At 27.6% G+C, this 26,471-nt stretch carries 19 protein-coding genes; 9 read left to right on the top strand and 10 right to left on the bottom strand.

Annotated features, from left to right (window positions below; all coding sequences use genetic code 4):
• Positions 1-75 precede the first annotated feature (75 nt).
• The 6 genes from MYB_RS01070 (at position 76) to MYB_RS01045 (ending at position 10,128) form a co-directional block, all read left to right on the top strand.
• Positions 76-1,638 carry a type I restriction-modification system subunit M gene (locus MYB_RS01070; protein ID WP_022935615.1) on the top strand — a complete coding sequence of 521 codons (1,563 nt, stop codon included), beginning with the start codon at positions 76-78 and terminating at the stop codon, positions 1,636-1,638.
• Entirely contained in the window at positions 1,628-2,833 is a 1,206-nt protein-coding gene (locus tag MYB_RS01065) for a restriction endonuclease subunit S (protein ID WP_084626635.1), read from the top strand. The genes MYB_RS01070 and MYB_RS01065 overlap by 11 nt, the downstream gene beginning before the upstream one ends.
• Positions 2,787-4,103, top strand: a complete 1,317-nt coding sequence (locus MYB_RS01060; RefSeq protein ID WP_318023977.1) for a restriction endonuclease subunit S — start codon at positions 2,787-2,789, stop codon at positions 4,101-4,103. Before MYB_RS01065 ends, MYB_RS01060 begins: the two co-directional genes overlap by 47 nt.
• A 7-nt stretch (positions 4,104-4,110) precedes the next feature.
• The gene (locus MYB_RS01055; protein ID WP_022935500.1) at positions 4,111-4,674 is read left to right on the top strand and encodes a restriction endonuclease subunit S; all 564 of its coding nucleotides are present in this window, start codon (positions 4,111-4,113) and stop codon (positions 4,672-4,674) included.
• Between the two features lie 17 nt (positions 4,675-4,691).
• Complete coding sequence (locus tag MYB_RS01050) at positions 4,692-7,868, top strand: type I restriction endonuclease subunit R (RefSeq protein ID WP_022935501.1); 3,177 nt, start codon at positions 4,692-4,694, stop codon at positions 7,866-7,868.
• A 73-nt stretch (positions 7,869-7,941) separates the two neighbouring features.
• Positions 7,942-10,128 (top strand): YobI family P-loop NTPase, encoded by a 2,187-nt coding sequence (locus MYB_RS01045; RefSeq protein ID WP_022935502.1) that lies wholly within the window; start codon positions 7,942-7,944, stop codon positions 10,126-10,128.
• A 68-nt stretch (positions 10,129-10,196) separates the two neighbouring features.
• On the opposite strand, the gene MYB_RS01040 is transcribed toward MYB_RS01045, so the two are convergent.
• The 3 genes from MYB_RS01040 to alaS form a co-directional block, all read right to left on the bottom strand.
• Positions 10,197-10,448 carry an ATP-binding protein gene (locus MYB_RS01040; RefSeq protein WP_022935503.1) on the bottom strand — a complete coding sequence of 84 codons (252 nt, stop codon included), beginning with the start codon at positions 10,446-10,448 and terminating at the stop codon, positions 10,197-10,199.
• Between the two features lie 222 nt (positions 10,449-10,670).
• Positions 10,671-11,117 carry a Holliday junction resolvase RuvX gene (gene ruvX, locus MYB_RS01035; protein ID WP_022935504.1) on the bottom strand — a complete coding sequence of 149 codons (447 nt, stop codon included), beginning with the start codon at positions 11,115-11,117 and terminating at the stop codon, positions 10,671-10,673.
• Positions 11,093-13,750, bottom strand: coding sequence for an alanine--tRNA ligase (gene alaS, locus MYB_RS01030; protein ID WP_022935505.1), 2,658 nt, complete (start codon positions 13,748-13,750; stop codon positions 11,093-11,095). The genes ruvX and alaS overlap by 25 nt, the downstream gene beginning before the upstream one ends.
• 126 nt (positions 13,751-13,876) lie before the next feature.
• Between alaS and MYB_RS01025 the strand changes: the two genes are divergently transcribed.
• Together MYB_RS01025 and MYB_RS01020 are read left to right on the top strand one after the other, a co-directional pair.
• The gene (locus tag MYB_RS01025; RefSeq protein ID WP_025279603.1) at positions 13,877-14,551 is read left to right on the top strand and encodes a 16S rRNA (uracil(1498)-N(3))-methyltransferase; all 675 of its coding nucleotides are present in this window, start codon (positions 13,877-13,879) and stop codon (positions 14,549-14,551) included.
• A gap of 261 nt (positions 14,552-14,812) precedes the next feature.
• A complete protein-coding gene (locus tag MYB_RS01020) occupies positions 14,813-16,186 on the top strand; it encodes an FAD-dependent oxidoreductase (RefSeq protein ID WP_022935508.1) in 1,374 nt (457 codons plus the stop codon).
• 259 nt (positions 16,187-16,445) lie between these two features.
• Here the strand turns inward: MYB_RS01020 and MYB_RS01015 are convergent, their stop codons facing one another.
• Entirely contained in the window at positions 16,446-17,363 is a 918-nt protein-coding gene (locus MYB_RS01015; protein WP_022935509.1) for an NAD(P)/FAD-dependent oxidoreductase, read from the bottom strand.
• 80 nt (positions 17,364-17,443) lie between these two features.
• Positions 17,444-18,373, bottom strand: coding sequence for a prolipoprotein diacylglyceryl transferase (lgt, locus tag MYB_RS01010; RefSeq protein ID WP_022935510.1), 930 nt, complete (start codon positions 18,371-18,373; stop codon positions 17,444-17,446).
• A gap of 132 nt (positions 18,374-18,505) precedes the next feature.
• Between lgt and MYB_RS01005 the strand changes: the two genes are divergently transcribed.
• Positions 18,506-20,032 (top strand): ATP-binding protein, encoded by a 1,527-nt coding sequence (locus MYB_RS01005; protein WP_022935511.1) that lies wholly within the window; start codon positions 18,506-18,508, stop codon positions 20,030-20,032.
• Between the two features lie 71 nt (positions 20,033-20,103).
• Here MYB_RS01005 and MYB_RS01000 read toward each other — a convergent pair whose 3' ends face one another.
• The 5 genes from MYB_RS01000 to pth form a co-directional block, all read right to left on the bottom strand.
• Entirely contained in the window at positions 20,104-20,931 is an 828-nt protein-coding gene (locus MYB_RS01000; protein WP_022935512.1) for a Cof-type HAD-IIB family hydrolase, read from the bottom strand.
• A 9-nt stretch (positions 20,932-20,940) separates the two neighbouring features.
• Positions 20,941-22,407, bottom strand: coding sequence for a lysine--tRNA ligase (gene lysS / locus MYB_RS00995; protein WP_022935513.1), 1,467 nt, complete (start codon positions 22,405-22,407; stop codon positions 20,941-20,943).
• Positions 22,408-22,523: 116 nt separating this feature from the next.
• On the bottom strand, positions 22,524-24,722 hold the full coding sequence (ftsH, locus tag MYB_RS00990; protein ID WP_022935514.1) for an ATP-dependent zinc metalloprotease FtsH: 2,199 nt from the start codon (positions 24,720-24,722) through the stop codon (positions 22,524-22,526).
• A 32-nt stretch (positions 24,723-24,754) separates the two neighbouring features.
• A complete protein-coding gene (tilS, locus tag MYB_RS00985) occupies positions 24,755-25,642 on the bottom strand; it encodes a tRNA lysidine(34) synthetase TilS (protein ID WP_022935515.1) in 888 nt (295 codons plus the stop codon).
• Positions 25,620-26,174 carry an aminoacyl-tRNA hydrolase gene (pth, locus tag MYB_RS00980; RefSeq protein WP_022935516.1) on the bottom strand — a complete coding sequence of 185 codons (555 nt, stop codon included), beginning with the start codon at positions 26,172-26,174 and terminating at the stop codon, positions 25,620-25,622. The genes tilS and pth overlap by 23 nt, the downstream gene beginning before the upstream one ends.
• Positions 26,175-26,471 lie beyond the last annotated feature (297 nt).

The raw sequence follows: 26,471 nt of genomic DNA, 5'->3' as shown, positions 1-26,471 counted from the left end.
TACTACATATAAAACATTACTAATGTAGTGGATTTTTTTATATTTTGAAAATATAATACCTATCAAAGGAACAAAATGGAAGTAAATAATACCAATAACAATCAAGATAGAAATAAATTATTTAATAATTTTTGAAAACTAGCAAATAAATTGCGAGGTAAAAATGCAAGTCCCATTGAGTTTTCAGAATATATATTTACATTTTTATTTTATAGATTTCTTTCTGAGCACTTAGTTTATAAATTAAAAGAAAATGATAAACAAGATGGTCATGATAATGATTACGATTATAGTCAAGAAACAGATGAAAATGCTAATGAGTATAAAGAAAATATAATAAGAATTACCGGTTTTTTCATCAAACCTTCTCATCTTTTTAGCAATTTGATAAAAGATGCAAAAAATAATGCAAACCTTAATGAACAACTAAGTCAAATTTTTCAAACAATAGAAAGAGATAGTGTGACTTCAAAAGGTGATAAACCTTTGGACAAACTTTTTACAAGTTTGTCTTTGGAAAATACCAAAATTGGTTTATCAGTAAGTGAGAGAAATCGTCGGTTTGTTGAAATTTTATTTGCAATTAATGATCTAGACATAAAATTAGACAATATGGATATGTTTGGCGAACTATACCAATTTTTAATGGAAGAGTTTGCTAAAGGGGTAAAAAAAGGTGGAGGTGAATTTTTTACTCCACCTGAAGTTTCTCAATTACTTATAAACTTAACAACTATCAATAAAGAAAAAAAATCAATTGAAGTTTATGATCCGGCCTGTGGAACAGGTTCTCTACTTTTAAAGTTTCAATCAAATCCAAATATTAATGTTGAAGCGTTTTATGGACAAGAGGTTAATATAGCAACATACAATCTTTGTAGAATGAATATGTTTTTACATAATATTGTTTATGACAAATTTAAAATTGCTCATGGAGACACTTTACTAAATCCACAACATGACCAAAAACAATTTGATGTTATTGTCTCTAATCCACCCTATTCAATTTCCTGAAATGTAGACGAAAATCCTCAATTACAAAATGATGAAAGATTTAGCCCAGCTGGCGCTTTAGCTCCAAAATCAAAAGCTGATTTAGCTTTTGCTATGCACATTTTATACCACTTAAAAAATAATGGAAAAGCTGCAATTGTTAGCTTTCCTGGAACATTGTATCGCAAGGGTCCAGAACAAAATATTAGAAAATATTTAACAGAACAAGCATTAGAAACTGTTATCCATTTACCTGGAAATATTTTCTTTGGTGCAAGTATTGAAACATGTATTATTGTTTTAAATAAAGGTAGAGTTGATGATAAAGTATTATTCATAGATGCTCGCGATCAATTTCAAAAGTTACCAAAACTTAATAAAATAGGTGATGAAAATATCGAATTTATTACATCCATTTTCAAGGATAAAAAAGAAATTCAATATCGCAGCAAGTTAGTTAGCATTGATGAAATTATTCAAAATGACTATAACTTATCTGTGTCTAAGTATGTTGAACAAGAACCTGAAAAAGAAATAGATATTAATACACTTAATCAAGAAATTTCTGAACTTGTTCTAGAAGAACAAAAGCACAGAAATGCTATAGATTTACTTATTAAAAAAATAGAAGAAAATGAGTTTTAAGATGTCACAATTTGATAAATTAATTGAACTAATCAAACAAAATATAGACAAAATTGAGTTAAAAAAAGTTGCTGAGTTGTTTGAAATCAAAAGAGGGAATAGCAAATATACTAAAGAGTATATTTTAGAAAATCCTGGAGATTATCCTGTTTATTCTGGAGCAACTAAAAATGATGGAGAAATGGGTAGAGTCAATACATATGATTATGATGGTGAGTTTTTAATATTAACAGCGTGTGGCGAACATGCTGGAACTTTTTTTCATAGAAATGGTAAATTTAGTTTGAGTCAAAATTGCTGATTATTAAAAGCAAAAACAAATAACAATATAGAATATATTAAATATGTTTTAGAGGCCATTACTAAAAAATATGTAAATAGTAGTAGTGCTGTTCCAAATCTAGGTAGAAATGTAATCTCAAATATCACACTTCCAATACCACCAATTCACATTCAAAACCAAATTGTTGATTTTTTGTCTAGTTTCAGTGAAAACAAAAATTCATTAATTCAATCTATTACTAAAGAAATAGAATTACGAAAACAACAATATAACTACTATCATAATTTATTATTCAAAGAAAATTCTAATAAGCAAAATAGTTCATTAATAGAATATAAATTTCTAAGTGATTTATTTGAAATCAAAAGAGGAAATAGTAAATATACTAAAGAGTATATTTTAGAAAACTCTGGAGACTATCCGGTTTATTCTGCTGCTACAAAAAATGATGGTGAACTTGGTAAAATCAACACTTATGATTATGATGGTGAGTTTTTAACTGCAACTCTAAATGGAGATGCTGGACATGTATTTTATAGAAATGGGAAATTTAGTATAAACTCTGATTCCTGTGTGCTACAAGCAAAATCAAATCAAATCAACATAAAGTATTTTTATTTTTTGCTCTCACATATTGCTATCCAATATAGGAATGAAAATGGTGGGCGGCCAAAACTGCCACTAACAAATTTAAAAGAAATCTCACTTCCCATACCACCAATTCACATTCAAAACCAAATTGTTGAAATTCTTGATGAATTTGAACAAACAAGTACTAAATTAAACGGGAGTTTAAATGAAAATGTTGTTTTAACTGACAAGCAATTTAGTACTTATCAAAAAGGTATTATTAATATTTTACTAGATAAGAGAGAGAGAGAGAGAGAGAGACGAATTAATATTAATTGCTAATGAAATTCAGAAATGAATTAATAATTTTGCAATAAGCAAAGTATCAATTAATGAAATATTTGAAATATCTTCAGGAAAAGAAATATCTAAAAATTTTATTTTAGAAAATCCTGGGGAGTATCCAGTTTATTCTAGTGCATCTCAAAATGAAGGACTAATGGGAATGATTAACACTTTTGATTTTGATGGAACTTATCTTACAGTAACTTCAAGAGGTAGTCTTGTTGGTACTACATTCTATAGAGATGGAAAATTTAGTATAACTGGATCTTGTTATGCATTCAAATTAAAAGATAATAATGCTGATAAATATAATTTAAAATTTTTATTTTATTTTTTAAGAAATAATATTAAAAAATATGGCAATTATAGTGGACCAATTCCACAATTACATATAAAAGACATTAATAAAATAAATATATTAGTACCACCTTTAAAAATTCAAAACCAAATTGCAGAAATTCTTGATGAATTTGAAGAAACAAATTCAAATTTAAACAAGAGTTTGAATGAAAATATTGTTTTAACTGATAAACAATTTAACCTTTATCAAAAAGGTATTATTAATATTTTACTAGATAAGAGAAATAGAGAGAGAGAGAGAGAGAGAGAGAGAGACGAATTAATCATTTTGATTAATTATTGAATGCAGAATGCATTATATGAAAATCAAGAATTCTTAGTTTCTGATCTATTTGAAATCAAAAGTGGGAATAGTAAATATAGTAAAGAATATATTTTAGAAAATCCTGGAGACTATCCTGTGTATTCTGGAGCAATAGAAAATGATGGTGAATTTGGTAAAATTGATACTTATGATTATGATGGTGAATTTTTAACATGAACCACTGCTGGTTATGGTGGACATGTTTTTTATAGAAATGGGCAATTTAGTATAACTGGAGCTTGCGGACTACTATCAATTAAACACAATTATAGACACCAGGTAAATTTAAAATTTTTTAAATTTATTTTAAACAATATTACTAAAGAGTATGTGACTTTTATTAAACAAAATTATTATAGCCTTAAATCAAGTGCAATAGCAAAAATTCCAATTATTTTACCACCAATTCACATCCAAAATAAAATTGTTGAATTTTTGTCTAATTTGGATGAAAATAATAACTTACTAATCAACTCTATGGACAATGAAATAGAATTGAGAAAAAAACAATTTGGTATTTATCAAAAAAGTATTATTGATGTTCTACTAGATAAGAGAGAGAGAGAGAGAGAGAGAGAGAGACGAATTAATCATTCTGATTAATTATTGAATGCAAAATGTTTCAAACGAGCCACGAGAATTTTTGATTTCCGATTTATTTGACATTAAAAGAGGAAATAGCAAATATACTACAGAGTATATTTTAGAAAACCCTGGAGAGTATCCTGTTTATTCTGGCTCTACTGAAAATAATGGCGAAATTGGTAAAATCAACACTTATGATTATGACGGTGAGTTTTTAACATGAACCACAGATGGCTATGCTGGACATATCTTTTATAGAAATGGGAAATTCAACATGAATAGTCATTGTGGGTTATTAATTCCTAAAACTCACAATAACATAAAATATATTAAATATGCTTTAAATAATGTTGCAAGACTATATGTAAATAATGATTCAGCAATCCCTAATTTAGGAAAAGATGTAATCTCAAATATTTCAATCACATTACCACCAATTCACAAACAAAATTCAATAGTTAATATTTTAGAACAACTAGAAGAAAATAACAATAATTTAATAGATATTTTGGAAAATCAAGTAATATTAATTTCCAATCAATATCAATATTATTTTAGTAAAATTATTAAATTACTAATCCAAAATTAATCTGAGAAAGACTTTTTATGAAAAAATATTTTAAACCATTTATCCAAAGTGAAGATTGAGTTGTAGTATCTGAATTCAAAGAACAAAAAAAAGAAGAATTGTACTACCAAAGCGAAGAAGATCTTGAAAATCTATTCATAGAAATGCTTGGGGAAATTGGTTATGAATATGCTGCACACATTAAAAATAGTGATGAACTCAAGAAAAATTTAAGAAAAAAACTTGAAGAATTAAACAAAACTATTTTTAGTGAAAATGAATGAAATTATATTTGAACTGAAAAAATAGCTAATAAAAAATTTACAAATATTGATAAAACCAAACTCATTCAATCAAGAAGAGAAGAAATTTTTAGCATCAGGCGAGATGATGGAAGTTCTAAAAATTTAAAATTAATTGACAAAGAAAATTACTTTAATAACTCTTTTCAAGTTGTTAATCAAGTCAAAAACAAAGGTGATAAGTATCAAAATAGATATGATGTAACAATTTTGATAAATGGTTTACCACTAGTTCATATTGAACTAAAAAGACGTGGGGTAAACATCAAAGAGGCTTTTGCTCAAATTCATAGATATACAAACGAAAGTTTCTGAGCTGAAACAGGATTATTTGAATTTGTGCAAATATTTGTCATTTCAAATGGGACTGAAACTAAATATTTTTCAAATACAACTATAGCTGATACAAATGACAAAAAAAAACTAGAACAAAGCTATGTATTTACTTCACATTGAGCAGATGCAAAAAATACAAAAATTATTGATTTAGTGGATTTTACTTACTACTTTTTCAGTAAATTTGTTTTGTGAAATATTCTTACAAAATATTGTGTACTAGAACGTGAAAATAGTGCAAATCCTAAGTTGCTTGTTATGCGACCTTATCAAATAACAGCCGTGGAAAGAATACTTAATCAAATTAGACTTGCCTACATAAATAAAAAATGAAATCAAAATGAATCCAAAGGTTATATTTGACATACTACAGGTTCTGGAAAAACTCTTACATCTTTTAAAGCGGCTACATTAGCTGCCAGATTAAAAGAAAAAGGCATAAATTTTATTGAAAAAGTTTTATTTGTTGTAGATAGAAAAGATCTTGATCGTCAAACTCAACAAGAATATGATAGTTTTGAAAAAGGGGCGGCACAAGGTGTTTCTAGCTCTAAAAATTTAGAAGAAAAGTTAAATGATAAAAATCATTCAATCATTATAACAACAATTCAAAAACTAAATAAAGTTTTGTCATCTAAAAATAATAATTCAAAGAATATCCCGGTTTTAAATGAAAATGTTGTTTTAATATTTGATGAGTGTCATCGTTCACAATTTGGACAAATGCAACAAAATATTCACAATAAATTTAAAAAATCATATATTTTTGGTTTTACTGGAACACCTATTTTTCCTGAAAATAGCAATTTACAAGCACTAAAAACTTTAGAAAAATTAACCAATGACAAAAAATTTTTAAAAAGTGAAGATAAAATACTAGATAACATTAACTTGACAACTGAAAATATTTTTAAAAATCAGTTACATTCATACACACTTGGAAATGCTATGGCTGATGGTAATGTTCTTGGTTTTCACTATGAACATTACTCTAATTTTTTAGAAAAAAAGAATATGAATGACCGTGATGTTATCGATATTGATGAAGATTCTGCTTTAGCATCGCCAAAAAGAATATCTAAAATTGTAGAATCAATTTTAAAAAACCATCCTATATACACAAGAAAAAATTTAAGACCAAACGATCCAGGTTTTAATGGAATTTTTACTGTTCAAAATATCGAACTTGCTCGTAAATATTATGATGAATTTAAAAAACAAATAGCAAATCTAGATGAGGATAAAAAAATTAAGGTAACTACAATTTTTAGTGCTAGTGAAGCTGAAAGTAGCGATCTAGAAATTCAGCAATTGAACGAGTCAAATAAAGATTTTTTGGCAAATGTAATTGATGACTTTTATCAAATGTATGATAATAAATACATTAGAAACAACTACATTGACCAAAATAGATTTTATACTTTTTATGGCGATGTTGCAGATAAAATCAAAAAAGTAGAATTAGATATTGTAATTGTTGTTAATATTTTTCTAACTGGTTTTGATTCCAAAAGACTTAATACTATTTGGATAGATAGAGTATTAAGAGATCACGGACTTATTCAAGCCATTTCAAGAACCAATCGGATTTTTAATGCTTTAAAACCAAAGGGCAATATTATTTCATTTCGTAATTTGAAATATAATTTAGAAAAAGCCTTTCAAATTTTTGCAGAAGGAAAAGAAGTAAAAACATTCATTTCTTTTGATAGTTTTAACAATTACTACTATGGTCATCAAAATCCAGCAAGTGAAAATATTCGATTTATATTATTTGATCGTGATGGTTACAAAAAAAATGTTGAACGATTACTTAAACAATTTCCAATCGAGAATTCTGATTGGCAAACCATACAAGACAAAACAACTTATAAAAAATTTGTTAAAGCATTTTCTAGAATACTTAAACTGGACTTAATTCTTCAATGCTTTCCTGAGTTCACCGGTGATAAAATACTTTTAAGTGGTACTAAACTAGATAATTACAAAAGTGCTTTTCACGAAATTAGAGACAAACTCAAACGTATGATTAATGCAGATAAAGAAAGCATTGAAGATGACCTTGAATATGAAGTTGAAATGTGAGAAGTCATGAGATATGACTTGGCTAATGTTTTAGAAATTGTTCAAAAAAATGCAAAAAACAACCCTACTATTAGTATTGATCAATTAAGCAAAGAAGCTGAAACAACAGCAAACGCCTCATATGATACAAGAAAAAAATCAGAATTAATTAGAAATTTTATTACCAAAATTCAAGGTAAAATTTCTAAAATGACAACTTATGAGTTGTCACAATATTCAACTGAAGAATCTAAAAAAGATTTAATTTTAATGTTTGATACTATTAAAAAAGAAAATATTAATGTAAATAGGCAAGAAGTTATTGAATACTTGAATAAATCTCTTAGAAAAAGTAATTTTGATTCTGAAACAAGTCAATTTGCAAATCTTATTAAATTTAGCTTTAGAAAAACAAATATTGAAATGCACAAAAAATTAGCTGAACTAATGAATGATATTTTTGAAAAATACAATCAATTAATTGAAAAATTTATAGATACTGCTAATGAGTAAAATATTGAAAAATTGCTATACTTATTAATTTTTATTTTTCTTTAATAAAATATTTTCATTATAATTTGTATTTATGGAAAGTAATGTAGATGATAGTAAATTACTCACTTTAAAAGAAGTACACATAAACAAAGAAGAATTTGACCAAAAATACAAAATTTATAAAAAACACTTTGAAGACTCACTAGAAAATCCTGAATACACTAATATAGCAATTACTGGTGATTATGGTATTGGTAAAAGTACTATTTTTAAAAGTTTTTTAAAAAATAATGACCAATATAAAGACAAATATATTGAAGTTATTATTGGTAATTATTATAAAAATCCAAAAGATGATTTAGCAACCACAGTATTGCTTGAAAAACAAATTATAAACCAATTAGTTTCTCAAGTTGATCCAACAAAAATACCTTTATCAAAGTATAAATTATCTTTTAACCAAGTAAATTGAAAGCGTATTGCTTTAATTTTGTTTGGAATTTTTGTGTTATCAACATTAATTATAGGTATTAATATTTTTTGAGACAAATTTCCTTCAGTAGGTAAGTTAGATTGATTAAAATTTTTAATTATTAGTGGGTTATCTATCCTTCTATTTATATTACTAATATGAAAAATTAAAACTATAATTAACTATGCCTATAAAATAATTTTAAAATTCAAACTTGCAAATCTTGAAGTTCGAATGGAAGTTAATAAATTATCAGAATTCGACAATAACCTTGCAGAACTAATATATATTTTTTCTAAGTGTGAAAAAAATATTTTTGTTTTTGAAGATCTAGATAGATTTGGCAATAACTTAATATTTCAAAAACTAAGAGAGTTAAATTTAATTATTAATAAATATCTACATAATAATATAGACAACAAATTTACACACCATCAAAAAATAAATTTTATTTATCTTGTAAAACCAGATTTATTTGAAAAACAGGATGATTTTATTAAATTCTTTGATATTTCTATACCAATTATACCTATTGTAAATAACTTTGATTCTATAAATTATTTTAAACAACTTTTTGGTGAAGAATATTGAGATAATAATTGAAATTTCAGATTATTAGTAAGGTCTACACATAAATTATTTAATAGTGTTAGAGAAATACATAATTTACACAATGAATTTATAATTTATTGAGAACAAAATAAAAATGAACATTATTCAGATTATACTTCAGTATTATCTTTTTTAATTTTAAAAAATAAGTTTCCTGAAACTTTTAAGAAATTATTAAATCATCAAAGTAAATTATTTCAAGAAAATGTAAAAAAACCTTTAATTATCATTCAACATAGAAATGAAATTTTAAATAAATTAAATGGATGATTTGAAAGCATTTGAGCAATATTAGAAAAAAATTTAACGCAAAATGAAAAAACAAATAAAATTTTGAGATATTCCGTTTTTTCTTCTCTATGATATAATTCACCCAATGATCGAAAAGTCTATTGCACAAAATGTAAACATTCTTATAATTTTTATGAATTTTATAATTATTGCATTTATATGCAAGACCCTTTTGATAGTCAGAAATTTCTTGATACAAATCTTGAAAAAGATGATAAATACAATAATTATGTCAAGAATATATATAATAAAAATGATTTTTTTAAACTACTAGAAAATCAAGGAACAAATATTGCATCTTTTTTAAAGTATAGTTCATCTGAAAAAATTAAAAAAATTGAAAAAAGATTTTCATTTCTTTTTCCTGAAGAATTCATTAAGGAAGAATTTCAATTCCTACACAAGATTGAACGATTAGAAATAAACTTGGACATTTTGGAGTCTTTTGACAATTATGAATATGATAGAATATCATTGATATTTGCAATATCTAAAATATTGAACGAACAAAAAGAAAATGAATCTAATTTAAATAAATTAATTAAGCGCATATTTGAAATAAATCAAATTCCATGAGGCGATGATAGATTATCTAAATATTCTAGATTCTTAATTAAATTGTTTTGACTTGTAGAGAATGAAGTTAAAATTAAATTTATTAAAGAAATATTAAATTGGAAGAACTTAGAACAAATGATTGATGCCCTAGATAATGATTCATTATTTAATTTTTTTAGTTGTATTTATGATTCACGTTTTTCTCCTAAGGCTCTCACTTTAGATGCAATTCTAAAAATCAAGAATGAAGATAAAGTTAAAATAAATGAATTATGGCAAAAAATCCAAAAAGAAAGAAAAATGGAATCTTGTTCTCATCCATATGTAAACTTTGATAGATATTAAAAATTTATCTTCACACAAATGGGTATCTAACACAATAAGATTTTGCTATGTAGATGGAGATATACAATTTAAAATAGCAGTTCAATATCACCTTTAATTTTTTTAATTTCCTCTATATTGTTGCTAATACCTATTATTTCTCGTTTTTCATCAGTTATACCTATCACTAATGTTCCACCTTTGGTATTCAAAAAAGCACTAATAGTGTTTAAAATTTTTCTATTTTTTTCAGCTTTATTTAAAATTCATTGGCTCTTAAGTTCTAATTTCAATGATTCACTTTTATACTTTAATGAAATACAAAAATCTTTATCTCCCATATTTTCCTTTTATTTATATAAATTGTATTATATTTTTTTATTTTTATTAAAGTTTTCTGGGTACTCTCTGGGGTACTGTATCTAGAAAGTACAATAATACAAATTGTTCTATGGTAATGTTATAGGTTGTTATAGGTTGGTGTGGTTTGTTATAGTCTGTTGTTTTTAAATATTTAAAAACAACAGACTATAAGACAAATTATTGTTTAAAGTGAGATAATTTTAAACATTCGCTTTGCTCAAGTATCTTTGTAAAATAATATATGCAGCTAATTGGTCAATTTTTTCTTTATATTTTGTAGGACTAAATTCTAACTCATCTAGAATTACTTTAGCCTCATTGCTACTATACGATTCATCTTCTAATTCTATTTTGTAACTAGCAAAATTTGCTAAAAGCAATTGATAAAATTGCTCTACAAAAAGTGTAGTTTGAGTTTTGAGATGACCTGATTTGAGTGGATAACCTAAAACCAAAGTAGATATTGGAAAACTCCCATCATAATCTACAATAATATTTTTGATTTTTTTAATCACTTGCATTAAATCTTTATTTTTGTATTCAAAACTAGCAAGTGGAAAAATATTGCCAGTTAAGGGTTCACTAATAGCAAACCCACACACTTTGGTTCCAAAGTCAATGGCTAAAATTCTGCTAGTATTTTGCATATTTGTTCGTCAATAGTTTCAATTTCTTCTTTAAAAATAAAGCTACCTTGTGCAATAATTTGGTTTCCACCACCTTTGCCACCAAAGGTTTGTAAAACTTTTTGTAAAACTTCATTAGCTTTTAAGTCCTTAGAAGCTACAACCAATAAATAATTATCTTGCTTTGTTTTTGATCCTAAAACAAAGCAAACGTGTGGGTGCTCTTCTCTTCAAGTGGCAGCTACTTGTTTTAATGATGAATTTGGAATTGTAAAATCCAAATAAAATTTGTAATTGTTAATTTTTATAATTTTATTTGCATCAAAAACCAACTGATTAACATCATTTTTTTGTGCTTTTAATAGATTTTTATAGTCATTTTTAGCTATTTCAATTAAATTATCAAGAAGTTCACTATTTTTATCTTGATTGGATGTAAGCAAAATATTTAGGTTGTAATTTGGGCTGAGTTCCTTGTTTTTGGCAATTATTCTAGCTAAATTTTGCTCTTTTTCAGAATTTACTTCTTGCATAAATTCAAGATATTTTTCATTTGTAGTAATTGCTCTAATTCTATAAATTCCAGTTCCTTTATTTTGACAAGAAACAATCTTAAATTTTTCAATTAGTGATGTATTTGCAATGTGAGTTCCGCCACATAAGTCGGTTGTTAAACCTTCAAAATGAACAAGACGAACATTTTTTGGATCCATGTACTCTGCCTCTTCAAGAGTCATAATTGCATTAAGTTTTTCTGCTTCTTTAATGCTAGTTTCTAAGTATTGCCTATCAACTCCTTTAGCAATAAACTCATTGACTCTAGCTTCAATTTGATGAATTTCTTCATCTGTTGGTTTAACATCTGCTGGAAAATCGAATGTCAAACGATTTTCATTATTATCTGAACCAAGTTGCTTAATTTGCAAACCAAATTGGTCACGAAGCGACTTAAATAGTAAGTGGGTTGCTGAGTGATTACGCTCTAAATTAGTGCGATTTGATTTGTTTACAACTAAATCAACAGGTAAATTTTTAATTAATTTACCATTAATAATGTGAACATTATTTAAAAATTTATCTTTAAAAACCTTGATGATTTCCAATTTTTGTTCACCTTGAACCACAAAACCTTGGTCATGTTTTTGTCCACCTCCTGTAGCATAAAAAGGGGTTTTATCAAAAATAACATAACTTTGATCTCCTGCTTGACTTTCCTCAATCTCTTGTTCTGAGTTAGCTAAAAAGACAATGTTAGCTTGTGACTCTAAAGTATGATAACCAATAAATTCACTAATTTTAGACTCTACAAGTGCTAAAGAATTAACAGCTTTTTCCATTCCAACAAATTGTTGTCCACGAGAAACTTGTGCATGTTGCACCTTCAACTTTTCTAGTTCATCAAAATTTATATCTATACCTTTTTCGGCAAGTATTTCTTTAGTTAATTCAATAGGAAAGCCGTATGTTTCATAGAGTTTAAAGGCAACTTGTACATCAAAGGTTCCTTGATTTTTAGCAATTTCTTTACTTAATAAAATTTCACCATTTTCAATAGTTTTTTCAAAAATTTGTTCTTCTTTTTCAATAATTTTGGCAACTTTTTCAACATCAATTGGATAAATTAATGTTTCCTTAACTGTATCAACTAAAGTGTGTAAAAAAGGTTTTTGAATTCCTAATTTTTTCCCACTATGATAAGCTCTTCGAATTAATCTTCGAATAATGTATCCACGATGAGTATTAGAAGGTTCAACTCCATCATTTATTGCATGAACAACGCTTCGAATGTGATCTGCAATAACTTTAAAATAAGCGTTTATTTTTTGTTGTTTTTCTTCTTTTTCAAAGTAATTTTCAGGTTTATAAACATAGCTAGTTAGTTTTTGAACTTCAACAATTATAGGGAGAAAAAGGTCAGTATCAAAGTTAGTAGGTCCATCTTGCAAGATTGAAACAATTCGTTCAAAACCTGCTCCAGTATCGATGTTTTTATTAATTAAAGGTGTGTAGTTATTTTCACCATCATTATTAAATTCTGAAAAAACTATGTTTCAAATTTCTATAAAACGATCATTTTCAATATCATTTTGTATCAATTCAACACCGCGAGAATCAAATTTAGAACCTCTGTCATAGTAAATTTCAGTGCAAGGGCCACAGGGTCCAAGTCCCATATCTCAAAAGTTAGTTTTTCTAGTTCCGGCAATTAAATGATCAGACTGAATGCCTTGTTCTTGTCAAAGGTTTTTAGTTTTTTCATCTTCTGCAAAATAAGTTATGTAAAGTCTATCTTTTTCTAGCTTTAAGTATTTTGTTAGAAATTCAAAAGCAAAAGCAATAGCCTCTGTTTTGAAATAATCACCAATTGAAAAATTACCAAGCATTTCAAACATTGTGTGATGTCTAGAAGTGATTCCAACATTTTCAATATCATTAGTTCTAATAGCTTTTTGTGAGTTTGTTATTCGTTTGCTGGGCGGTGTTTTTTTACCAGTAAAATAATCTTTTAAAGTTGCGACTCCTGAATTGATTCACAAAAGTGATGGGTCATTGCGTGGAACAAGTGACTTACTTTCAACAACAAGGTGATTTTTATTAGCAAAAAAATCTAATCATAGTTGCCTAATTTGTTTTGAACTAATTTTCTTATTCATAATTGTCCTTTTTATTTAATTAATATTTTCCTGGATTCTAATCTAAATTTTAGCAAATAAATTCAACTTAGTTGCTTTTTTGATTTTATAAACTTGAAAAAAATAAAATACTATAAAATTAAACCTATGTTTCGTTTTTTCGTCAATCAAAAACAAGGTGATTTTTTTGTTCTTTCTACAACAACTGTCAAACATCTCAAAGTTGTACGCCTTGAAAATAAACAATTTATTTGCGTTTATGAATCTAAATTTTTTAAATGCAGTTTTGTTGCTCCTAACTTGGCCAAAATTGAATCTGAAATTCTACAAAATCATGAATTTGAGCAACCTGTAATTTTAGGTATGGCTTTAATTAAACCCAAAAATTTTGAACTTGTAATTCAAAAGGCCACAGAATTAGGGGTTACAAAAATAATTCCTTTTATAAGTCAACACTGCGAAAGCAAAATCAACAATGTTGAAAGTAAAATCAAACGCTGAGAAGAAATAGTCCTTCATGCTGCCCAACAATCTTTTAGAAATATTATTCCAACTATAGAAAAACCTATAAATCTAAAGGATTTATTAAATGAATATCAACATATTGAGCATAAATTTATTGCTCATGAAAAAGTAGACAAAGAGAATTTTAATACACTTTTTCTCACAAATACTATTTTTTTGGTTGGGCCTGAAGGTGGTTTTAGTGATAGTGAGATTGATCTAGCTAAAATTTCGGGTTTCAAGCCAATTAGACTAACAAAAACAATACTAAGAGCAGAAACTGCTGCAATTTTTTTGCTTTCTAGAATTAAATTGTAATTTTTACTTATATATAATACTTTAAAAAATATACCAATTATAATTATCTAGTCCTAAAACTCAAATAACTCAACAAACTAAAAAAAAAGAATTCTTAAAGGAATTCTTTTTTTTACTATGATATTCATTTGTAAAAATAGTTGTTATTATTTTTTTATCTAATAAATTAGATAAATCAACTTGCAAAACATAGCACATTTATTTCTATTTTTTTCTAATTTGGTATAATTACTAATTATATTATATAAGGAGCGTAATTTTATGAAAATTATATCTATTGGTGCCAATCACGCTGGTACATCTTTTTTAAGAACTCTCAAAACAATTCACCCTCAAGCTGAAGTTGTTGCTTATGACCGTAACACTGATATTTCATTTTTAGGATGTGGAATTGCACTTTGAGTACGTGGTGAGTTCCAAGACCCAAATGGTTTATTCTACTCAAACATCGATCAATTATCACGTATGGGGATTCAAACTAAATTGCAACACGATGTAATTTCAATTGATCGTGCTAAAAAAACAATTGAAGTTAAAGATCTTGTTACAGGTCAAACTTTCACTGATACCTATGACAAATTAGTATTTGCTGGTGGAACATGACCTATTATTCCTCCATTTGAAGGAATTGACTTACAAAATATCTTAATTTCCAAAACATTTACTCATGCTAAAGAAATTAGAGCAAAATTAAATGATCCAGAAATTAAAAATGTTGTTGTTATTGGAGCTGGTTACATTGGAGTTGAACTAGCTGAAGCATTTTGCTTAAATGGTAAAAATACCACTTTAGTTGATATGCAAGAAAGAGTTATTTCAAACTATTTTGATGAAGAATTCACTTCCAAAATGGAATCAAAAATGCGTTATGATGGGCTTAAATTAGCTCTTGGTGAAAAAGTTGAAAAATTTATTGCACAACCAGATGGTAAAAAAGTTGCAGCTGTTAAAACTGACAAAGGACTTTACGAAGCCGACCTTGTTATCCTATCAATTGGATTTGTACCAAACACCAAATTACTAGAAGGATTTGAGAAAACAAGAAATGGTGCAGTTAAAGTTGATGAATATCAAAGAAGTTTAACAGACAAAGATGTTTATGTAATTGGTGATTCAGCTTCAATGAAACATAATGTTACTGGTGAACACGCTCACATTGCTTTAGCAACTAATGCTGTTAAATCAGGAATTGTTGCAGCATTTAGCGCTGCTGGAAACACCAACATTAAATTCCCAGGTTATGTTGGAACAAATGCAATTAGTGTTTTTGGATTTAACTTTGCATCAACAGGATACACTTCAAAAGGATGTGAGTTGAATGGAATTGGTGATATTGCAACAGAATATCTAGAAGATTTCGACCGTCCAGAATTTATGCAACACAAATCTAAAGTTTGATTCAAAATTACCTATGACCGTAAAACTCTTAAACTTTTAGGAGCACAAATTGGTTCATATGGACATGCGTTCAACCACACTGAGGCAATTTACTTCTTATCACTTGCAATCCAACGTGGAATGACATTGCCAGAAATTGCTTTATCAGACTTCTACTTCTTACCACACTTCAACAAACCATTTAACTTTATTATTCAAACTATTTTAAATGCATTAGGTTTAAAATACGCACACTAATAATTAACTAAAATTAATTTACAATAAAAACACAAATATTTAAACGTATTTGTGTTTTTTAATTTAATTATTTTTCATTCATTCATTCATTCATTTAATTAATTAAGTTAAAAATTTTAAATTAACTTATTTATTGTTTTTGATAGTACAATTCTTAATAAAATTTGCTAGAAACTTGTTTATAGAACATGTTTAAACAGCTTAATTAAAAGAAAAAAAGCAACTAATTTTAGTTGCTTTTTATATAATTGATCTTGTATTAAGATGAAATTCTGTTAGTTAAAATTTTTCCAACAATAGCACCATCATTAACAGCAGTTGCAATTTGTCGAATATCTTTTTCACGAACATCACCAACTGCATAAATACCTTTGGTTTTAGACTCGCAATACTGATCCACCACAACAAAACCTTGTTTATTTAAGGTATCATGATTTGCTAAAAATTTGGTAGCTGGTAAAAAACCAATATATGGAAATAATGATGAAGCTTCAATTGAAAATGTTTTACCTTCTGTTTCAGCAACAACTTCTTGTAATCCATTTTCATCACCTTTTAATTCTAAAGCTTTAGTGTTAAAATGAACTTCAACATTTTCTTTAGAAACTAATTCATCAATAAGTTTTTTTTCAGCATTAAAAGCCCCATCACGAACTAAGATGTGAACTTTTGAAGCAATAGAAGCTAAAAAAGAACCTTCTTCAACAGCTGAATTTCCACCACCAATAATTACAGATGGTTTACCACTATAAAAAGGACCATCACAAATCACACAATAAGAAACACCACGACCTTCAAAATCTAAAAAGTTTTTGATATCTAGTGGTTTTCTTTCCACCATACCAGTTGCTACAACAACAGATTTGGTTTGATAAACATCACCATCTGTTGTATGAACATAGTGTTCAAATTCACCTTTTGATTCAATATTAGAAACTTCACCATATAGGTGACTAGCTCCAAATTTTAAGGCATGTTTGTACATTCTAAGTGCAAGTTGAGCACCTTCAATTGTTTCATCTCCAGGTCAGTTTTCAATTTTAGATTGACTAGGCAACTTACCACCTGGTGCTCCTTTTTCTAAAATTAGAACATTCAAATTACCCCTAGAAGCATAAAGAGCAGTTGTTAAACCAGCAGGACCTGCTCCTATAATAATAACATCATATTGTTTCATATTTATTTCTCCTTTAAATTTATTTATTTTTGCTAAATAGCAATTTGAATTGTATCACTACTTTTACTATTATCATTAATTTATTCTTTAATTCGATTTCAACGAATTCAATGAATTCCTCAATTTTTTTCTATAGATTTTCTATATCTTGGTTTGTAAACTAATTTTAATTTATATTTTCCTTCAAAAATATAATCTGCAAAAAATTGGAAACGAACAAATAATAAAAGGCCTATAATAATCATTAATATAGATAAGACCAAATAGTATGGATAATGTTCTTGACGTAAGTATTCCATAGAACTTCTAACAATTCCGTAGTAAAGAATATATAGAGCTCCTGTTGCTCCAGGTTTTAATCATGAAAATAGGTTGAAAACTCAAACTAGGATGATATATCCAAATAAAGATGTTAAAAACTCATAGAAAAATAAAGGAACTCTTAGTCCAGTACCAACACTATCAGTTATATACATATTGTCACGAATAAAACTTCCTAATCAATTTACTGAGGCACCTGTTTCATCAATGTATCCATAAACTTCATGGTTTGTAAAATTTCCCCAACGACCAAGTGCTTGTCCAATTAAAACTGCTGGTAAAATAAAACTAAAAGCCTTGCGTCAATCAAAATCTTGTCTTTTATAATATGCATAAATTAAGTTGGCAATAGTGGGTAAAAACACCCCTCCTTGAATTGACATCCCACCTTCTCGCGGGTTGTATCAATGGGCTAAACTTGCAATATCACCAACAACTAAACGCTCAACAATAAAACCTAAACGTGCCCCAATTATAGAAGTTGGAATTGTAATTGCGACTAAAGTATAAAAATGATCTAATTTATAACCTTCACGTTTCCAAAAGAAACCAATAGTAATGATTGAGGCTATCATTCCTAAAACAATAACAAAAGCATAAATCGGTACATTAAAATTACCAATTCAAAATAAATTATATGCCTCACCTTCTTTGAAAGCGTATTTACCATCAAGACTATCTAGTGCCATATCTTGTTACCTCCAAACTTTTAAATTAATAATTATACTATTTTTTAACTCTTTTGCCAGCTAAAAACACAGGAATTTAAAGAAAAAATATATTTTTTTAAACTATAATTTATACAACATAGAAAATATATCATGGAAGATTCAAGAACAGAATTCAAGTTAGATTTGACTAAAAAAGATAAAGACTTTAAAGCAGAAATTGTTGCTTTCTTAAACACAAAAGGCGGGCAAATTCTTTTGGGTGTAGATGATTCTGGAAAAACTCATAAGGAAAAAATAAAAGAAAAATCTAATTATTGAAATGAAATATTAACAAACTGGATTAATGACGCATTTAGTTCAGATGCACGATCATTAATAAAAATTTTTGCTAATGAAACTTCTTTTAAGATATCAATTGAAGAGGGACAACACAAACCTTATTACTTCAAAAATGGTGATGGTTTTAATGGGAAAGGTGTTTATATAAGAGTTGGTAGTTCAAAAAGATTGGCTAGCGATGAAGAAATAAAACAAATGTTTATTTCACATAACCAAATCCCTTTTGAAAGAATTAATATCCCACAAAATAATTTGACTTTTAATTATCTTGAAAATTATTTCAAATCAAAACAAATTCCTTTTGATTTGATGGCATTATCACTAAAAGATATTAATGGTAATTATAATAATGCTGCCTTGCTTTTTAGTGACCAAAATCCAAAAATAAGTAAATTTGCTGTTTACCAAGGCGTAACGGTAGAAATATTTTTGGACAAAAAAGAATTTGAAGGTTCTATTTTAAAACAATTAATAGAAATTATTGATTTTGCAAAATTATTAAATCGTAAAAAAGTTTTAATTTCAGGTGAACCAAGTAGGCAAGAAATTTATGATATTCCCAAAGTTGCTTTGCGTGAGTCTATTGTTAATTCATTTTGTCATCGTAATTGAAGTTTTGATGGAGAAATTAAAATTGAATTTTTTGATGATAAAGTATCTATTTTATCTCCTGGTGGTTTACCAAAAAATGTAACACTAGAATCTTTAAAACATGGATTTGTGAGCCGAAGAAATCAAATAATTGTTGATATACTAAATAAAATTGGAATAATTGAAAATTATGGCACAGGTGTTGGAAGAATTTTTGAGAGTTATTCAGGCTTTCACAAGGAACCGGAATATATAATTCAATCTAATTTTGTTAAATTAATTTTATTTAACAGAAACTTTACTCAAATTAATTTTGATGTTAAAAGAAAAAATAGTGATACTCAAAAAAGTGTTGATGATACCAAAAAAATAAAAAATGATACTCAAAAAGTCAAAAATGATACTGAAAAAACTATTGATGATACTCAAACAAAAGAAAATGATACTCAAAAAGTTATTTATGATACCAAAAAAGTAGAAAATGATACTCAAAAAATTGTTGATGATACTCAAACAACAAACAAACAATTAGATATTTATTCAAGATTTAGTAAAATTATCGATTTAATGTCCAAAAATCCAAATATAACTATTTCTGAACTACAAAAGCAAATTGCTAGTGCTTCAATTGCTACAATTAAAAGGGATATTAGAAGTTTAACTAAAAATAAAAATATTAAATATGTTGGTAGTGCCAAAACAGGTAAGTGGCTTATTCTAAATCCTGATTTCTATAATTCAAAGTAAATTAATAATTAAAAGATAAATTAAAAAACCTAGACAGAAAGTTTGTCTAGGTTTTTTGCTATTTTATTTTTTTAAAATAATTTATCTTTATTTTCTAAAATGTATTCAACTTGGTTTCCAATTGCATCAGTGGTACAAGAGTCAATAACTTTAGTGGCAATTTCAGCAATATCTGGTGTACACCCACCCATTGCATAACCTAATCTAGAATTTTTAATCATTTCATAATCATTAGAACTATCGCCAAAAGAAATTAAGTGCTTATTAGTCAATCCTGATTTAACTAGTGCAAATTTTAGCGCTTCTCATTTATCAACTCTTAGTGGATTGATATCTAAAAAAATACGATTAGTGATAGTAGTTTTGTATTTGTCAAATAGTTGGGCTGACCATTTTTTATGTAAGTCAGTGATTTTATCTTCCTGATTTCGAAAAGAAATTTGGGTAATACTTTCAGATTCAAGAACTTTACCAATTTCATAAATATTAATGTCTTTATAAGCATTAATGTCCATAATATGTTGATTTTTCAATCAATCATAATTTGACTCAGGTGCAAATTTGTATAAATTGTTTGCTGTGCTAAGTGAACAAATTGAGTTAGTAGTTTGACAATCTTTTAAAACTTCTAACACAATTTCACTTTCAATAGCTCCATTATTGTAAGTTTGTTTATTGTGATAATCATAAATAAGTGTTCCATTATTAGAAATTAAAAAATCAAAATAAGGAATAGTGTTTGCTATTTCTAAAGTTGCATTTAGGCCTCGTCCTGTAGCAATGGCTAAAATGTGACCTTGTTCCTTGGCCTTTTGAAGAGTACTAATTGTTTTTGGATGAATAAAATTTTGATAATCAAGCAATGTTCCATCCAAATCAAAGGCAAAAAATAGTTTCATAATTATCCTTTATTTTTTATTTTTTAATTGTGGAAATAAAATAACTTCACGAATAGATTCGTTATTAGTTAATAACATCACTAATCTATCAATTCCAATTCCACAACCACCAGCTGGCGGCATTCCATAAGTAAGTGCTTCAACAAAATCATGGTCAACTTCACTTGTTTCATCATTACCTAGATTTTTTTCAGCAATCTGAGCTTCAAAACGCTCTAGTTGATCAAATGGATCATTTAATTCGCTGAACATATTAGCAAATTCTTTACCCGCTATAAATAATTCGGCTCGTTGAGTATAAGAAGATTCACTACTTACTTTTTTAGCAAGTGGTGAAATTTCAATTGGATGTCCGGTTACAAAAGTGGGTTGAATTAAATTTGGTTCAATTAAATGAGCAAAAAGTTCAGCAATAATGTGTCCTTTGTTAAAAAAATTAGCACTTTTGATACCTTTTTCATCAGCAATTTTTTTAATTTCAACAAAATTTAACTGATTAACATCAGCCCCAATTGCTTCACTAACTGCTGTGGCCATATCTAAGCGAGCAAACTTTTGGCCAAAATCTATTTCATGTTTGCCAAAAGTAATTTTGGTTCCAAGCCCTAAATATGCAAGTAAGTTTGCAAATAGGTTTTCTGTTTGCTCCATCATAATGTCTAAATTTGCATAGGCTTGGTAAAATTCAATCGAAGTAAATTCAGGATTGTGTGTAGAGTCAACACCTTCATTGCGAAAAATTTTTCCTATTTCATAAACCCTGTCAATTCCACCAACCAATAATTTTTTAAGTGGAATTTCGGTGGCAATTCTTAAATAAAAATCTTGGTGTAAGGCATTGTAATGAGTAATGAAGGGTTTAGCACTAGCCCCTCCTAGAATTGCTTGCAAAGAAGGAGTGTCAACTTCTAAATAATTTTGGTTATCAAAAAATGAACGGATTTGAGAAATTATTTTACTTCGAGCTATAAATGTTTGGCGAGTTTTTTGATTAACTAGCAAATCTAGATAGCGTTTACGATATTTTTCTTCTGCATCATTTAGACCATAATATTGATCTGGCAAAGGTTTGAGAGATTTAGTGAGTAAGACAAATTCTTGAACTTTCAAACTTAATTGCCCTGTTTTGGTTTTAAACAAAACTCCTTGAGCTTCAACAATATCACCAAGATCAAGGTTTTGCAAAAATAATTGCATTTGTAAGCTTTGGTTTGAAGATTTGTCAACATATAGTTGAATTTGCTCCCCATTACTTAAAATTACTAAAAATGGACCTCTTTGCGCAATTAAACGACCAGCAAAACTAGCTTGAACCTTTGATTCAACTAGTTCCTGAGATTCGAAGTTGTGATATTTATTATAAATTTGATTTCAATCATCATGGGTGAATTTAGATTGTAAATAAGCAACATTATGTTTTTGTAATTGCTTTAATTTACCAAGGCGAATCTGTTGTTGGTCATTGATTTTTTCCATATTAAACTCCCTTTGTATAAAAAAATAAGATCAACATCTTATTTTTAAAATACCAAATTGTTTATTTTAATCTATTTACCTTTAATTATTTCTTAAATTTTTTGACTAACAAAACATTAATTATCATCAAAATGAGATGATTCTAATTCATTTGGATTTTTTTCATTTGCATCATCTTCAAGAATTTGGTCACCCATTAATTCATTTAGAACATCTTTGGCATTAGTGCGTTCCAAACTTGCTTGTTCAATTTTTGGAAGAGGTTCTAAAGTTGTTGCAAGTTGTTGAATTTCTTCATAGACAATGGTTTCTTTTTCTAATAATGTATCTTTAATCAACTCAAGAAGTTTTAGATTTTGCTTAATAACTTCTCGTGCTTTATCATAAGCATCTGAAATAAATTTACGAACTTCAATGTCAATTTCATGACCAACTTTTGAAGAAAATGAAGCATTTTTCATATAGTCACGACCCAAAAATGGTGAACTTGTATCTTGTTCATATTGAATCGGACCAAGTGATGACATTCCAAATTCAGTGACCATTCGACGAGCAATTTTAGTTGCTTTATCAATATCATTGGCTGCTCCTGTTGAAATTTCTTCAGGACCATAAATTACTTCTTCAGCAGCACGACCACCCATAAAAGTAGCAATAGAAGTGAGCAATTCTGTTTTAGATGAGTTGTATTTTTCTTCTTCTGGAATCATCAAGTTGTATCCACCAGTTTGTCCACGAGGTACAATAGTGATTTTTTGAACTTTAACAGATGAACCTAAACGAATACCAACAACAGCATGACCAGCTTCATGATAAGCTACCATAATTCTTTCTTTTTCAGTGATTACCCGATTTTTCTTTGCAGGACCACCAATTACACGATCAATAGCTTCATCAATTTGTTGGCTAGTAATAACTTCAGTTTGCTCACGAACTGAAAGTAGTGTTGCTTCATTAATGATGTTTTCAAGTTGAGCTCCTGAAAATCCAGGAGTTCTACGAGCAACGTTTTCAAGAGTAACAGTTTTAGAAATTCTTTTACCTTTAGCATGTAATCTTAAAATTTCTTCACGTTCTTTGACATCTGGTAAATTAACTGTGATTGAACGATCAAAACGACCTGGACGTTGTAAAGCTGGATCTAAAACATCACTACGGTTGGTTGCAGCAATTACTAATAAACCTGAATTTTCAACCATTCCATCCATTTCAACAAGCATTTGATTAAGAGTTTGTTCACGTTCATCATTTCCGCCACCGATTCCTGAGCCACGGGAACGACCAATTGCATCTAACTCATCAATAAAAATAATCGCAGGTGCAGCTGCCCGTGCATCTTTGAACAATTCGCGAACCCTTTTTGCTCCAACCCCAACATATAATTCAACAAAGTTAGAAGCTGAAATGAAGAAAAATGGTACACCAGCTTCTCCAGCTGTTGCTTTTGCAAGTAATGTTTTTCCAGTTCCTGGAGGCCCGCCAAGTAAAATTCCTTTTGGAATTTTTGCTCCAGCTGCTGCATATTTTGCAGGATTTTTTAAATAATCAATAAACTCAACAATTTCTTCTTTAACTTCAGCATTACCTGCAATATCAGAAAATTTTTTGTTTGATTTATTAATACGAATTGCTTGGTTTTTACCTGGGTTGAAAAAATTGCCACCACTACCTGTTTTTTGAGCAATTTTCAAACTTCCTCATAACAAAAGACCAACAAAAATTAATGAAGGTATTAATGGAAAGATGTAACTATCAAAAAAACTAGGTGTTCGAGGTGGGTAGTTGATAAATTCTGGTTTAAATTTGAGCAAATCAGGATTAATTTTTGCTAGTGCAAAACCATTTCTTAAATCTCTCAAGTATTTAAGTGATGATTGGTCTTGTGAAGTTAAAAGACTAAGTAATGAAACACCACCTGGTTTTTGTGCAAGCTGAAGTAATTCTAAATAACTATTAATTTTTTGGCCACCTAATTGGCTTAAAACATCTTGACTAAGTGGCAAGGATGAAACACCTTGAAGTTTACTAATGTATGATGGATATGCAACAACTGCATAGTTGTGAATTACTCCACCTTGGTCTTCGATAACATTAATTCGAAAGTTTGAAGAATCAAAACCTACAAATCAAAAAAAGTTATTGTCATCAGAGCTTTTAGCGTTGGCAATAAGTCGTTCTTCAAAATAAGATAAAGGTTTTACTTCAAAGCGAGGAGCTAAATATTGGTACAATAAGTATGCAATCAATGCAACTACAATTACTATTGTAATCAATAGAGGATATGACGGTCGCTTCATTTTATTTTTGAGTTTCATTGTTCTCCTTGTTAGTTTAAGCTTTATTCTAGCTATAGAATTTTACTAGATTTTGATAAAAAATTGTGTTTTTTAATAATTGAATTGCTTGAATCTAAAACAAAAACACCATTGGGTTTGCCACCAAGGACAAAATCAATTATAGATTGTATTTTATTTTCAGTTAAATTTACATTTTCAAAATTTTTTTGTATAAAAAAATAAATAAGTGTCTTTTTTTGTTTAATTTTGTTTAAAAAACCGCACTTGTAATTGTTTTTTTCTCATCTATTTAACTGAAAATTTCACCAAAGTAAACGAGTTGTTTTAAACAAGTTCAAAAATTGATATTTTCACAAAAAAAACTGCTTGTAAAATATAGACTTTTTTGCAAAATCAGCTCGTATTTTATTGCGTTCATATATTGGCTCAAAATTGCTTTGATCTTCAAAAAATTTAATATTATTTTTTTGTAAAAATTTAACAATTTGATTTTTAAATTTTTTGTAAATTAATGGTCTATAAATTTGCATTCCAAAATTTTGACTTTTACGAGCAATTCCCCAATAATTAACAATTTTGTGTTTGTTTTTTTGCAACATTACCGTTTCAATAAAATCATCTTTGTGATGTCCAGTTAATAAATAATTGCACTTATATTTTTTGTAAACTTTTGCAAAAAATTCATAACGAGATTTGCGAGCTAAATCTTGAAAATTACCTTTGCTTTTATCAATATTGATGCTTAAAATTTCACAAGGAATTTGATTTTCTTTGCAAAATTCAAGAACATAATTTTGTTCTTGAATGGCTTGTTGTCTTATATTATAATTAACAAAAGCAACGACTATATTTTTGTTTTTATAAAGATTCAACAAAAAAATTGAATCAGGGCCACCACTAACGGCAATTAAATATTTAGGCTTTGTCTTTATTAACATTAAAAACTTCAACAGCTGATAAAAAACTATTGTTATGATAAAACATTAGAATTTCAACAGCTTGCTTAATTACCTCATCTATTTTGGCTTTTTGTTGTTGGTCAAAAGGTGATAGTACATAAGCTGCTGCATCACCTTGACGACCAATACCAATTTTTAATCTTTTAATTTCAGTAGTGCCAGTTTGCTCAATAATACTTTTCATCCCATTTTGACCTCCAGATGAACCTTTTAATCTCATTACAGCTTGTCCTACTGAAAAATCTAAATCATCATAAACAACGACAACATTTTTAATGTCCTCTTTATAAAAATTTAGGAGTTCTTTAACAAAAAAACCTGAATTATTCATATATGTTAAAGGTTTGGCAATAATTAAATCTTGATATTTGGCATAAACTCCTGTTCTTAATTTGTGATCAAATTGAACATTTAGTTTTTCTGCAAGTGCATCAACAACCATAAAACCAACATTGTGTCTTGTATTTTCATACTTATCACCTGGATTTCCTAGCCCAACAATAATTTTCATTTATCTCCTCTTAGAATAGTTTGAATTAATTAAGGTCAATATAGTTTTTATAAATAAAGTTAAGAATTTTTTAAAAAGCAAAATAATTATATTATTATGCAAATTGTTTTGTTATTTTATTATCAATTTTATTAGATACTCAATAAAATGGATATAAATAATTTTACAATTATTTGTTTTGTAACTATTTGGTGAAATTTTGTAATTAAGAATGTTTCAATGAGCTATTTTGCATTAGCACTAAAATTTTAAAAAATTTATTAAAACATTAAAAGAAAAAAATATTATTAAATTTGT

The organism is Mesomycoplasma bovoculi M165/69, from assembly GCF_000524555.1.
In the GTDB taxonomy this organism is placed as follows: Bacteria; Bacillota_I; Bacilli_A; order Mycoplasmatales; family Metamycoplasmataceae; genus Mesomycoplasma; species Mesomycoplasma bovoculi.
The sequence above is the reverse complement of the archived record's forward strand: the minus strand, read 5'-3'. Positions and strand labels throughout refer to the sequence as shown.